Consider the following 12,336-nt stretch of genomic DNA (forward strand, 5'->3'; position numbering starts at 1 on the left):
ACTGATCGTACCTGACATCCGAGCGGAAGGCAAGTCATGACACAAACGAAGGGACCCTACCTATAGGCAGGATCCCTTCACCACCATCTATATCAACACGGCAGCAGAAAGCTCTAGAAACTTTCGGCCGTCGGGATACGACGTCGGTTCATATAGTTTATTCCCTGTTTTTAAAAGTGTGTCAACTTACGGAAACTATTTTCCAGTGCTGCGCGGAACGGTGTACGTATATTTACTTGCAGTCCCATCCTGCTCCGTCTCATACATAAAGGTCTGGCTGTCTTCCGACCAGCTTCCTTTGACCCAGGCACCTTTTAGAGTACGGACTTCCAGTGTTGTTCGGTCTACACCGTTATCGGAAAGCTTATACACTTTCAGCTTTTTGCCCTCAATAGCCACCGCATAGCTACCATCAGGCGAGTTGAGCTGATCTGTAGAGGCAGATTGGGCACTATAGTTGGAAGCATTATTGTTGTCCGGAGAGACCAGTGAATTAGATACAAAGCCTTCTTTACGAACCGGGTCTTGTGACACGGATGATTGCTGATCATTAGAAGCTGCATTGCTGCTATCCGTTCCCAAGGCATTGCCCGAATCCTTGGTGATGCTTCTGGAAGTCGCTTCTTTCGACGTTTCATTTGACGCAATTCGATCCTGTACCTTCAAATCCTGACTAAGCGACGAGGATGAATCATTCGTACTTGTGTTACCATTATTATCGTCCTGAGCAGTACCCGTACCCGCTAAGGGTGCTTTTTCCATTTTCGGTTCCAACTGTTCATCAGGAGCAATCGTGGATTGATCAGATTTTTCCTGACTTAGCTGTTTGTCCTCAGATTTAGGAGCATCTCCAGCAGACGGATTTTCCTTTGTCACCTGACGATCCGTACGTAGCTGTCCCTGCCCTTCATCCTGACGAGAAGAATGTTCGGCTGGTGCAGACTTCGTCGAATCTTCCTCCCCAGCTCGCTGATCGTCACGTTTCCCAGCATCCCGTTTGGAAGAGTTCTTTTCATCGTCTGTATTGGTTGCACCTTGTTTGCTCAGGCCAGGATCTTTATCCGCAGGTGGCTGAGATGCATCCGTTTCTTGCCCCTGCTCCGACGGCTGCTTTGTAGAATCCGAACCAATGGCTGCATCATGTCCTCCACTGCCATTGGCTGTACCTGGAAAAGTTTCCGTCTGATTCTGCGGATTCGTCACTTCGGGCGACTGGGTAGTAAGTATGCCTTCCGCATCTTGTACTGTTTTAGGCTCGAAGTTAAATACTACAATCCCCAGTACAACAGCAGCGGCAGCCACGCCCATAGCAGCGCGCCCAGCCATTCGATTCCACCAAGGTATAGGCTGGGTACGTTGTCTAGGCACTGGTCCAGGCTCTACAGCCACAGGCTGCATTTCCTGAAGCGCACTTCCCTGCTCTTCACGTGCGCGGTCAATGGCATCAAGCTGAGGCATGATGGAATCCACCAGGCTGAACGCCGGGGAAACCGCAGGCAATTCCTCCAGCTCGCGAGAGAGTGTCTGAAGAATAAGAAATTTTTCCGCACAGTCCGGGCAAGTCGCAATATGGTTCATTAATTGGGACGTCTCTTCTTCGCCCAGCTCATGATCCACATAACGCTGCATCCAATCCATCACCTCTTCCCCACACTTCATCCTGATACACCACCTTTCTGATATTCCTGAAGTAGCCCTTGCAATTGCTGTCTTGCACGATATAAGTATGACTTGACCGTATTTAGCGGCAAATCCAGAGAATCTGCAATCTCGTTATAGGAGAAATCCTGCAAATATCTTAAGACAATTACCGTCCGGTGGTGCTCCGGAAGCTGTTGTATAGCCTCACGAACATCCTGTGCCATGTAAGAGGTCAACACCTCGACCTCCACATTTTGGGGATCGTTGAATATCATGTCGTGCTCGTCAATGGAAACCGAGGGCTTCGTTCTTCTGAATTTGTCGATGCATATATTCGTTACAATGCGTTGGACCCAGGTTTTAAACTGCGCTTTTTCCTCATAAGAGTTAATTTTGGAATAGATCCGTATGAGGGCTTCTTGTGAAGCATCCATGGCGTCCTGCTCATTGTTTAGAATGTAATATGCCGTACGGTACACATGCTGTTCTATCTCTCTTAATAGGGTAATGAGAGCGTCGCGATCGCCCGATTGAGCGGCTCGAATGAGTCCCTGCTCTACCACAAAGGATCCCCCTCTCCCTGCAATATTACAGACGTATCCCTTTTACAAATTGTTGCAGGATAGACGTCTGACACTAATTTTATTTTTTCAACAAAAAAAATTATACCAAAAAGCCCAGAATCCCCAGCGTATCCTCCCTTAGAATAACAGAAAAAGGGAAGGTAGTCACCTTCCCTTAGCTCCTACTACATCTAAATGCTAGCCTATCGAGCTGCAAGATCATATTGTTACTTCTTGGAAATCAAAAAATCCGATATGCATTCTAATTGATAAGTCAGAGCAATCGGATCTTGAAAATAAAAATCTTCGATTGAGTATTGATATACTTTACCTGATTTAACGGCAGAAAGGTTCTTCACACGCTTTTAGATAAAATATCTTTTCCTTGGCTGCTCCATCACCTCTAATACCCAACATTAAATAAGAAGAGTAATTGTACCTTTATCACTTTCATATGTACGCGTGGCAGCTTCATCTCCAGTTGATGTGGTCTTGGCAGCAGCCGATTGACCGCTTTCCGTTGCAGTCTCACCCCCACTTGTAGCATTGCGCTCAATACCAGCATTAACGAAATGATGAACAAACAAGCTGAAGCTCTAAATTTAAAATAACTCACAATATTCCCCCTATTAATAATGATTCTCATTTTCATAACTCATTTGATTCTATCAAAGCTTACAGCTACTGTCCATGTAGATTGGATTCAAAGCAAACAACACACTCCTAAGAGTGAGCACCCGTTTTAGTGTGTTGTTGTATTCGTATCTGTTTTGTACTGTTTGCGTTGGTACCGCACACTCAGTTTTCCTTGCTGTGCTCGAATCTGTATCTCTCCCATCGTATCGGTTCGATATATAGCAGAATCAACTGCTGACAAACGTTCCAATACCGCTTCATTCGGATGTCCGTAAGTATTGGTCGCACCGACCGAAATAACAGATACTCTCGGTCGCCAGTAGGATAACCACTCTTCCGAGGTAGAATACTTGCTGCCGTGATGTGCTATTTTCATGACATCTATAGCATTCCTTGCCCCTCCCGTTGCTCCCTCATCTTTCAAACGGAATGAAGAAGGGGTTAATTCAGCAAGCAACAATGACTCTGCTGCATCATCCATATCTCCTGTGAACAAAAAGGAGGCTCCCTCCATCTCCAATATCATGGCAACAGAGTAATGATTTTGTTCCTTCATAACAGGCAGCTGTTCAGATTCGTTATCCGGTAGCGTAAACGGATAGAGAAAGCGGATTTTCGTAGCCTGGTCTGGTTCCCATTCCATGCTATGATGTGCCCCGTACAGCTTGATCTGCTTATCTAAAGCCGTGTTCAACAGCTTACGGAATGGAGCTTTATCTGTCAGGGTACCATTAAAAAACAAGGTAGATACGGGAATCTGGTCAAGCACAGCTTGTAATCCTCCGGCATGATCATGATCTCCGTGTGTTAAAATGACAGCATCTAGTCGATGCACACCTCGTTGCTTTAGTAAGGGTACAAGCGTATCTTTACCTACCTCGTAGGGATCTGCACGCTTGCGCCAAGCATTTTTCCCTGTTGCAAAGTCCATTGTCCCCCCGCCATCAACCAAGATATGTTTCCCGCCCGGCGTTGTGATTAAAATGCTGTCACCTTGGCCCACATCCAGATATTGAACAATTCCCGTATTACCCTCACCAGGAGATTGGTAACCTGTATACAATATTCCAAGCCAAGCAATAACACTTAGAGCCAGTGCCAAATGACGATAACCATTCCACTGTCGACGCGCAAATCTCCCTGCTCCCTCAGGTTCAAGAGCCGTATGCAATATAGCCGCCCACTCTGAAGAAGCTGCTAATCCTGTATAGATAGTTGATGAATTGGGAGTAGAGTCCAAGACGGTAATGTCGTTCGTTTTTCTGCGGGATGTCAGCCACGTTGTGAGCCAGTACAAAACACTGTACAAAGCTACGTAATACGCTATGACCCACAGAATGGAGGAAGACGGCCAAATACTCACATAAGCATCATCCACATTCAGCCATTTTACTAGTAAAAAGGTCAAATCGTTCAATTGCTCTGCCGGCCAAGCAAAAATGCGAGCCCCATCCCCCCACAAAAAGGCAACTCCCATCGCCACCGTACCCAATGGAAGCACGATATATGTAATAAGAGGTACAAGCACAAAATTGGCCGCAAATGATAGCAGCGAAAATTGATTAAAGTAGAATACCGTCATTGGAAACGAAACAAGCTGTGCCGTAATTGTAATCGCAACTTCACCGCCGATCAGGAAAGGCCATTTGGCGAAAAACGGCTTCATAAGCGGCATATAAATGAGCAACCCACCTGTCACCAAAAAGGAAAGCTGAAAGCTGACGCTAAGTAGATAATATGGATTCCAAATCAGCATGAGCAGCGCGGATATACTTAGAATATTAAGTCCGTCTTTGAGCAACCCTCGTCGGGCTGCAAACAAGCCGATCATCGCCATAATTCCTGCCCTCACAACAGAGGCAGAAGCACCAGTCAGCAGGACATAAGCCGGAATGAGTATCATCACGACCGTAAGAGATGTCTCGCGGCTAACTCGTAACAGCCTGAGTAGATATAATAGTGTAGCTGCATATACCGCCACATGCATGCCCGATATTGCTAAAATATGCGTTAAACCAAGCTGCGTAAACTCGTTATAGGTTGCTGGGTCCAACTCATCTGTTACCCCAAGTACCAGTCCTTTCATATATCCTGCGTGATGAAGCGATGTAAATGCCAGTTCCATTCTCTGTCCTAGCTGCTCCCTAAGCTGGTCATTCCACCTGAACAAAGTGTAGCGGTTCCATAGTGAAGCATCCTGCTTCTGTAACGAGGCTGCCCCATCGCCTTTGAAAAGCCAGTGGATTTCCTGTGTGTGCAGGTATTCACTGTAATCAAAGCCACCAAAGTTCCCCGCTTTTGCAGGAGCCTTTAAGGTGCCACGCAGTAGGATCGCATCTCCACGTTGCCATGCTGCCGCAAGTTGCTGTTCCTGCTTGGCAGCCAACTTGATATGAACAATGACCTGTTCAGAAATTGGTGCACGATTCTCGTCCTTGTTCGAATGATTTCCGAAGTGATTGATTGAAGTAACTCTCATCTCAAACTGTGTTCGATCACCATCTACCTGTACTTCAGAAGCGATAAACCCTGCTGCTTGAACAGGCATGTCTTCCACCATAGAAGACGATACATGAAGAGCATCGGGAATACTGCTAACATTATGCATATCATGCCAAAACCAATGAAATCCACCCCCGCTGAATACAAGCCAAAGTAATACCATATGCCGAATGGGGATTTTTATCAATAAAGCTATAAGCGGAAAGATCAGAGTAACCCCCGCCCAGAGCAACAAAAGCATACGTCCAGAATACAGACATGCTCCCACACTTCCTGTAATCCAACAAACAGTAAGGGTCAATATAGGTCTAGTTAACACAAGCTTAGCTTGAATACGATCACCTTCCGGTAGCAAACATTGCTTTCTGTTCACAAACACAAAACAAAAAGAACCTCTGACAAAATAGCATTCGTCAGAGGTTCTTCCTCGTTTACTTTTTAATTCATAACATCCATCAGCGTTTCTTTTGGCGGATGATAGGTCTTCAGCATACGAAAAGCGATGCCCTTTTCCTCCATCATAGCACGAACCTTGTCGGCATCTTTGGGATAAGGTCGGTGGTATACAATCTCCACAATACCGCTGTTCGCCAACATATTGGCACACGTCCAGCATGGCTGATCGGTGACATATACTGAAGAGCCTTCACGATCAATTCGGTCAGTAAACAGCAGCAGGTTCTGCTCCGCATGAATAGTGCGAATACAACGCTGCTTTTTAACCATTTCCTCGTGCCCATCACGGTGAACGACCTCATACTCCTCTGAAATCATACAACCTGCCTCTGAACAGTCAGGCACCCCCGATGGTGCTCCATTATAGGCCGTCCCCAAGAGCTTTTTACCTTGTACAAGTACGGCTCCAACATGACGCCGCGCACAGCGCGAACGGGTGGATACCATATAAGCGATATCCATGAAGTAAGTGTCCCAGTCCTTGCGTACATCTGCACTCATTTCCATCTCTCCCGTATAAACAAGTTAAAACGTAAACCATATCCGCTACCGTCGTTCTCAGGGCATGTACAATGTAATTATTACATAAGTTACAAGCTGACATACGGCTTCATTTTCGCCAACATTTTAGCTCCGATTCCTTTTACATGATCCAAATCATTCACACGTTTGAACGCCCCGTGCTGATTACGGTAGTTCAAAATAGCCTCGGCTTTTTTAGCCCCAACCCCTGGTAGCTCCATTAACTCGGCAGCAGTCGCCGTGTTGATGTTTACCTTCTTTTCGCCGGAAAGGGGTGTAGTAACCGAATCACTTACCGTATTGGTCCTACTCGTCGTTGCACCACTCGAACTAACAATACCTGTGTCTGAGGTCGGATCCGCAACACCTGACTGCTTTACGGCACTCGAATTTCCCGCAATAGAGTTTCCGCTCAGAGCAGCAGATATACCAGTAGATATCTGCACAGTATCACTTTTCACTTTGTAAGCGGCTTCGGCATTCCTACTGCGCTCAGCTTTGTCTGAAGGTTCTTTTACAGCAGGCTTTTCCTGGGCATAGTCACTGCTGCGCTGCGACTCATTTGGCTCTGAATCCATCGCCACAGCCTGCTCCACCTTATGGTTAAGTAAAGTCCACTCTTCTTGCGGCTCAGAACGCTGTCCTCCGGCAAATAAAATAAGTCCACTGCCGATTACAGCAAGCGTTATCGCTGTTCCTGTCCATACGCGTTTCATTTCCGTATCGTCCCCTACTCCACATGGATTCGGGAAATTGAGCCGACTGAAAACACCGTCTCTATCAAACAGAGCACGTCTGTCCAATTCCCGTTTAGCCGGAGGATGTAAACAACCTCCATACGGTCTCGCTGTGAGCATTTTTACAATAAAGTGGTACGACCCCGGGCACGATCTAACATGCTCAGACATAAAATTCGTCATGTCGGCCAAGACCAGGCGCATACACTAAGAAGAATGACAGCTGACAGCACAGCGTCTATACCGCAAAGTATGAAAGGAGGACGTTGAACAATGAAAGTTGGATTTATCGGGACTGGCAGCATGGGAAGTCTGCTAATTGAGTCTTTTATTCATTCTAACGCACTCAAGCCGCAGCAAATATCAGCAAGTAATCGAACGCATTCCAAGGTAACCGAGCTAGCCCGTCGTTATCCAGGTTTGCATGCAGCCCAAAGCAACCGTGAAACGGCAGCGGAAAGCGATGTTCTGTTTATCTGTGTGAAGCCGCTGGAATCAAAAGCCGTAACGGATGAAATACGCAACGTCATTACAGAAGAGCAAATCGTCGTATCTATCACAAGCCCGGTGCAGATTCGTATTTTAGAGCATGCAATGAAAGCTAAAGTGTCCAAAATTATTCCCAGTATCACCCACCAAGTAGGCAGCGGAGCCTCACTATGCATCCATGGAAGCCGGATTACAGAGGAGGATCGCTTCCTTCTGGAAGAGCTTATGTCCCACATCAGCAGGCCGATTCGGGTTAAAGAATCTTATACTCGGATCACGTCGGATTTTTCGAGTTGTGGTCCTGCTTTCTTGGCCTTTTTTATGGACCAGTGGATTCAAGCCGCAGTTCAAGCTACAGGTATGGACCGCACGGAGCTATGCGCTCTGGCCGGTGAAATGATCATCGGCACTGGAAAGCTGCTCACGGAAGGCGGGATGACACCAGCCGAGTTACAGGCCAGAGTAGCGGTTCCCGGAGGTATTACCGCCGAAGCTCTCGCACTGTTGGACATCAGCCTGCATAGTGTCTTTCCCGAGCTGATACAGGTAACGCACAACAAATATGAAGAGGACATGCAAAAGATAGATGTCTCCTTCGGCTTAAAGCCAATTAACCGGCAACAATATTAACCAGCTTACCTGGAACAGCAATTACCTTGCGGATCGTTTTGCCGGCCAGTGCCTGCTGAACATTGTCCAACGACACAGCGAATGCTTCCATCGCTTTAGCATCAAGATCCTTGGCAATCGTTGCACGCTGCACAATTTTACCATTCACTTGCATAACAATTTCCACTTCGGCGTCCACCGTCCATGCTTCATCATAAGCAGGCCAAGCCGCGTAGGTAATGCTATCATTGTGCCCCAGCAGCTGCCACAATTCCTCGGCCAGATGGGGTGCAAGCGGCGACAGCATTTGCACGAAGTTTTCCATTGCTGCACGCGGCAGAAGGTCTGCTTTATATGCATCGTTGGTGAAGATCATCAGCTGGCTGATCGCTGTATTGAAGCGCAGTGCATCCAGATCTTCAGTTACTTTTTTCAGCGTTTTATGCCAAGTACGATTGAACTCATCGCTACCGCCGTCATTTGTAATTTTATCGTTCAGGCTACCATCCTCGGAAACAAACAGGCGCCATACGCGGGACAGAAAACGATGTGCTCCCTCTACCCCATTCTCATTCCATGGCTTGGTCGCTTCCAGCGGCCCCATAAACATCTCATAAATACGCAGCGTATCGGCGCCAAACGTATTGACAATATCATCAGGATTAATGACATTACCGCGTGATTTACTCATTTTTTCATTGTTGTTGCCCAAAATCATACCCTGGTTGACCAGCTTATAAAAAGGCTCTTTCGTTTCCACTACGCCGATATCATACAATACCTTATGCCAGAAACGGGCATACAGCAAGTGAAGAACCGCATGTTCAGCTCCGCCAATATACAAATCAACAGGCATCCATTCACGTTGTTTCTCTTTGGATACAAGCTCTTTGTCATTTTTCGGATCAATAAAGCGCAGGTAATACCAGCAACTTCCTGCCCATTGCGGCATTGTATTCGTCTCGCGACGTGCTTTCATACCTGTCTCAGGATCAATGGTTTCCACCCAATCTGTTGCGTTCGCCAGCGGGGATTCACCTGTACCTGAAGGCTTAATATTGTCCATCTCCGGCAGTACGAGCGGAAGTTGGTCCTCAGGAACCGTTTTGATCGTTCCATCCTCCAGATGAATTACCGGAATCGGCTCGCCCCAATAGCGTTGACGGCTGAACAGCCAGTCACGCAGGCGGTAGGTGACTTTGCCGTGTCCTTTGCCCTCGGCTTCCAGCCATTCAATCATCTTCGGAATCGCTTCCTCGTTGGTAAGTCCATTCAGCGGGCCTGAATTCACGTGCGGTCCATCCTCAGTATATGGCTCATTAGCCACATCTCCACCTTGGACAACCTCAATGATATTCAATCCGAATTGCTTGGCAAATTCCCAGTCACGCGTATCGTGAGCAGGTACAGCCATAATCGCTCCAGTTCCGTAGCCTGCCAGTACATAGTCAGCAATCCAGATCGGCAGCTTTTCGCCGTTCACTGGGTTCACTGCATAAGCTCCTGTGAATACGCCTGTTTTATCCTTGGCCAGATCCGTACGCTCCAGATCGCTTTTACGAGCAGCTTGTTCACGGTACTGTTGTACAGCATCCTTTTGCTCAGGCGTAGTGATAATATCCACCAATTCCTGCTCTGGTGCCAGCACACAGTAGCTTGCGCCGAACAGTGTATCTGGGCGAGTTGTAAATACTGTGAGTTGCTCGTCATAGCCTTCAATCGGAAAACGAACCTCTGCCCCGGTAGACTTACCGATCCAGTTCCGTTGCATATCCTTAATACTCTCAGACCAATCCAGTTCCTCCAGATCATCCAGCAGACGATCCGCGTATTCCGTAATTTTCAGCATCCATTGACGCATTGGTTTACGGACGACCGGATGACCGCCACGCTCACTCTTACCGTCAATAACTTCTTCATTCGCCAGCACCGTTCCCAGCGCTGGGCACCAGTTCACAGGTACTTCAGCTACATATGCAAGGCCGCGCTTGTACAGCTGGATGAAGATCCATTGTGTCCATTTGTAATAATCAGGATCCGTCGTGCTGATTTCACGATCCCAGTCGTAGGAGAAGCCGAGCGATTTGATTTGACGGCGGAAGTTATTTACGTTTTTCACCGTAATTTCGCGTGGGTGCTCCCCTGTATCCAGCGCATGCTGCTCCGCAGGCAGACCGAAGGCGTCCCAACCCATCGGATGCAGTACGTTGTAGCCGCGCATTCTTTTATAACGTGAAACAATATCCGTAGCTGTGTAGCCCTCCGGGTGGCCTACATGCAGGCCGGCTCCAGATGGGTACGGAAACATATCCAAAGCATAAAACTTCGGTTTGCCCGGTTCTTCCCCGGTGCGGAACGTCTTGTTCTCATCCCAATATTTCTGCCATTTTGGTTCAATACTTTGCGGTTGATAGCCGTGCTTCGGCTGTGTGTCTGTCATTGTCTTTTCCTCCTCAAACGGTATGCAACAAAAAAACCTCTGCATCCCGTAGCGTGTCAGCGCTAGGGACGAGAGGTTATATTCCCGTGGTACCACCCTAGTTAGCAGAAAGCGTTCTTCGCGTTCTACTCCCTTTGCACCTGATAACGGAGGTGATCCGATGCGGGTTAATAACAGGATACAAGCACCAGTATAGGGCGTTCCTGCGTTGGACGCATATCTCCGAGGCGAGTTCACTTTGTGCTGTCAACCGGCTTGCACCACCCGCCGGCTCTCTACATGTCCAGACAAAGCTACTATTCCTCATCAGCGATTGTTTAACCGTTAATAATGGCACTATTATATTGAAAACCGCGAAAAAAGTCAAATAAGGACTACCTTTGGTGTTAAGAGCCCTCTCCATACTAAATTTTCATGACACATGCATACGAATGTTTTATAATAATTCCGAGTTAAATCGCTTCAAGCTGAGATGAGTTGAGATAAGAAAGGTGAGCTGAGACATGGCACAAATTAAAATTTACGGAATAAAAGAGACTCTAAATCCAATCAAAAAGCAACTTTCAGAGGTGATTCATTCTGCTGTGGTGGATGCGTTCAAATATCCTCCTGACAAGAGGTTTCATCGTTTTTTTCCTATGGATCAGGAAGATTTTATATATGCCGATGGTCGCTCTGAGGCGTACACCATTATTGAAATCAGTATCTTTGAAGGCAGAACGATAGAAGCTAAGAAGCAACTCATTAGCCTGTTATTCCAAAGAATTAACGATCTTTTGGGTATTTCTCCACAGGATCTTGAGATTACTATATTTGAAACACCCAAACAGAACTGGGGCATTCGGGGTGTACCGGGTGATGAGCTTCAGTTGAACTATAAAGTGAATATATAAGTGCAAAAAGACGCCCTTCATGTCATCATGAAAAGCGTCTTTTTTTTCCCATATTCGTTCAATGAATCTTTGCTATTTTACAGCAACATAAAACAGTCTCGCCGCGTCATCTTCTGCTTCTACCCATTCAAAATCCGCATATACCTTCACATCGCGAAAACCCGCTTTGGACAATTCTGCCTTCATCCAGTCTGGGTCATAGGCACGTTGTACATGTATTTCCTCGAAACGCTGGTATAGATCGCGTCCTTCATGTTCTGCTTTCGCAAAGATACTAAGATGATGCTCAATTTCACAACGGGGAGTGTCCAACGCACATGTCCAGATATATGAGATAGAGCGTTCGTCCAGTACGAAAGGCTGCTCTTCATCATAACGTAAAAACGTCTGGGGATGATGCACATCGAACAAAAAGGTTCCGCCAGGCTTCAGACCAACATGCGTTCTGCGAAAAGTAGAAATGATATCTTCTTCCTCCAACAAGTAATTCAGACAATCGCAAAAAGAAATTACAGAATCCACAGGCTCGGGTAAAATCCATTCTCTCATATCCTGCTGTATCCAGCGAACGCTTCCCTCACGAAACAATCGCTGTCCCTGTGGAGTGGTTTCCATTTTGCGACGGGCTACTGCCAGCATGTCAGAGGATAAGTCGATTCCAGCCACTTCGAACCCTGAGTTAACCAGGGGAATCGTAATTGAACCCGTTCCGCAGCCCAGCTCGGCCACCGTATGCGGCATCCCGTACTGATCCCAAGCCTGCCGTGCAAAGCGCAACCAGTCCGGGTACGGCATGTCCTGCATCAGCTCATCATACACATAGGCAAACTTCCGGTAAGAAGCCATTT

11 protein-coding genes and 1 other annotated feature are annotated in these 12,336 nt (G+C 47.0%); of the genes, 2 read left to right on the forward strand and 9 right to left on the reverse strand.

From position 1 onward, the window contains the following. Positions 1–195: 195 nt before the first annotated feature. The 7 genes from MHH57_RS16665 to MHH57_RS16695 form a co-directional block, all read right to left on the reverse strand. A complete protein-coding gene (locus tag MHH57_RS16665) occupies positions 196–1,659 on the reverse strand; it encodes a zf-HC2 domain-containing protein (RefSeq protein WP_209949486.1) in 1,464 nt (487 codons plus the stop codon). Further along, positions 1,656–2,204 (reverse strand): sigma-70 family RNA polymerase sigma factor, encoded by a 549-nt coding sequence (locus MHH57_RS16670; RefSeq protein ID WP_013311184.1) that lies wholly within the window; start codon positions 2,202–2,204, stop codon positions 1,656–1,658. Before MHH57_RS16670 ends, MHH57_RS16665 begins: the two co-directional genes overlap by 4 nt. 403 nt (positions 2,205–2,607) lie before the next feature. Further along, on the reverse strand, positions 2,608–2,820 hold the full coding sequence (locus MHH57_RS16675; protein ID WP_069010454.1) for a hypothetical protein: 213 nt from the start codon (positions 2,818–2,820) through the stop codon (positions 2,608–2,610). Positions 2,821–2,946: 126 nt separating this feature from the next. Next, positions 2,947–5,520, reverse strand: a complete 2,574-nt coding sequence (locus MHH57_RS16680; RefSeq protein ID WP_312887694.1) for a ComEC/Rec2 family competence protein — start codon at positions 5,518–5,520, stop codon at positions 2,947–2,949. Continuing rightward, positions 5,450–5,602 carry a hypothetical protein gene (locus tag MHH57_RS16685; protein ID WP_256026030.1) on the reverse strand — a complete coding sequence of 51 codons (153 nt, stop codon included), beginning with the start codon at positions 5,600–5,602 and terminating at the stop codon, positions 5,450–5,452. The genes MHH57_RS16680 and MHH57_RS16685 overlap by 71 nt, the downstream gene beginning before the upstream one ends. A gap of 178 nt (positions 5,603–5,780) precedes the next feature. Then, positions 5,781–6,299, reverse strand: a complete 519-nt coding sequence (locus MHH57_RS16690) for a cytidine/deoxycytidylate deaminase family protein (RefSeq protein ID WP_069010453.1) — start codon at positions 6,297–6,299, stop codon at positions 5,781–5,783. A gap of 89 nt (positions 6,300–6,388) precedes the next feature. After that, positions 6,389–7,036: a helix-hairpin-helix domain-containing protein gene (locus MHH57_RS16695; protein ID WP_209949484.1), complete on the reverse strand. Its 648-nt coding sequence runs from the start codon at positions 7,034–7,036 to the stop codon at positions 6,389–6,391. Between the two features lie 294 nt (positions 7,037–7,330). On the opposite strand from MHH57_RS16695, the gene comER reads away from it, so the two are divergent. Continuing rightward, on the forward strand, positions 7,331–8,176 hold the full coding sequence (gene comER, locus MHH57_RS16700) for a late competence protein ComER (protein WP_165148970.1): 846 nt from the start codon (positions 7,331–7,333) through the stop codon (positions 8,174–8,176). On the opposite strand, the gene leuS is transcribed toward comER, so the two are convergent. After that, the gene (leuS, locus tag MHH57_RS16705; RefSeq protein ID WP_209949482.1) at positions 8,157–10,595 is read right to left on the reverse strand and encodes a leucine--tRNA ligase; all 2,439 of its coding nucleotides are present in this window, start codon (positions 10,593–10,595) and stop codon (positions 8,157–8,159) included. The two genes, comER and leuS, sit on opposite strands and share 20 nt — an antisense overlap. 61 nt (positions 10,596–10,656) lie before the next feature. Then, positions 10,657–10,914: a binding site (T-box leader), on the reverse strand. A 184-nt stretch (positions 10,915–11,098) separates the two neighbouring features. Between leuS and MHH57_RS16710 the strand changes: the two genes are divergently transcribed. Further along, on the forward strand, positions 11,099–11,488 hold the full coding sequence (locus MHH57_RS16710; RefSeq protein ID WP_029515373.1) for a tautomerase family protein: 390 nt from the start codon (positions 11,099–11,101) through the stop codon (positions 11,486–11,488). A 72-nt stretch (positions 11,489–11,560) separates the two neighbouring features. Here the strand turns inward: MHH57_RS16710 and MHH57_RS16715 are convergent, their stop codons facing one another. Continuing rightward, on the reverse strand, positions 11,561–12,334 hold the full coding sequence (locus tag MHH57_RS16715) for a class I SAM-dependent methyltransferase (RefSeq protein ID WP_029515374.1): 774 nt from the start codon (positions 12,332–12,334) through the stop codon (positions 11,561–11,563). Between the last annotated feature and the right edge of the window lie 2 nt (positions 12,335–12,336).

It is taken from the genome of Paenibacillus sp. FSL H7-0442, from assembly GCF_038593105.1.
Classification (GTDB): Bacteria; Bacillota; Bacilli; order Paenibacillales; family Paenibacillaceae; genus Paenibacillus; species Paenibacillus polymyxa_D.